General features: G+C 58.1%; 2 protein-coding genes and 1 tRNA gene. 2 read left to right on the top strand and 1 reads right to left on the bottom strand.

The window, feature by feature from the left end; translation table 11 throughout:
* Both AWU74_RS11865 and AWU74_RS06670 read left to right on the top strand, forming a co-directional pair.
* The coding region (locus AWU74_RS11865; protein WP_202966425.1) for a hypothetical protein at positions 1-262 on the top strand (262 nt) is incomplete at its 5' end.
* Positions 246-428, top strand: coding sequence for a hypothetical protein (locus tag AWU74_RS06670; protein WP_062328650.1), 183 nt, complete (start codon positions 246-248; stop codon positions 426-428). The genes AWU74_RS11865 and AWU74_RS06670, both read left to right, overlap by 17 nt.
* A 125-nt stretch (positions 429-553) precedes the next feature.
* Here AWU74_RS06670 and AWU74_RS06665 read toward each other — a convergent pair.
* Positions 554-626: transfer RNA gene (locus AWU74_RS06665), tRNA-Val, on the bottom strand.
* Positions 627-785: the final 159 nt, after the last annotated feature.

Raw genomic sequence — 785 nt, 5'->3', positions numbered from 1 at the left:
GGAGCGGGCGGCGAAAAAAGCGCTGGTGCTCGCGTTTACGCAGGGCAACCCCGACTCCGGCATGTTTCAGCCGTACTACGACTACACGAAGCGCGTGTTCCAGATGCTGGAGTTCGACGTCAGAGACGTCTGCGTCGTCGCCGGTATGCGGAACGAAGCGGCGCACGAACGGAAGGGACTGCTCGCCGCCGCGAGGGGCATAGGCGCGTCGCTGCTTACGGCTCCCGGCGCGACAAGGGGGAAGGGTGAAAGCGAAGTTTGATTTCCGGTACGGGTGGGCGCTTGAGCCTGAAAAAGAGCCCGGACAGATACAAATCGAGAACCTCATCCTGGACAACCGGCAGCAGGAGTTTGATTTCGGCTCTGACGGCGCGGAACAGAGCGCAGACGCGGCGGCGCAAAAGGGTTCAGACGGGGAACAGTCTTGAAGCAAGAACGGACGCTTGCCCGTTTGCCAAACGCCGATGTGTACGCATATATTTATGCAGGAAAATGCGGTAGCGGCGGCGGGCAAACAAAAAAGCAGGGCGCAAGCCCTGCTTTTTTGCCTCTATAGGCGCTGACGGGCTTGAACCGCCGACCCTTTGGATGTGACCCAAATGCTCTCCCAACTGAGCTAAGCGCCCGTATCGGCAACACTATAGCGCATATCGCGGCGGCTGTGCAAGCGCCCGCGTTTTCCACCGCCTTTTGTGCGGCGAAATATCCGCAAGAGGAGTAGCCTCTAATAGCAAAAACAAGGAGTATATGATATGCCCTGCGACGCAAATTTCGGGATAATTGAC

The organism is Treponema endosymbiont of Eucomonympha sp., assembly GCF_001028545.1.
Note: the sequence above shows the minus strand (reverse complement) of the source record. Positions and strands in the feature narration are given on the sequence as shown.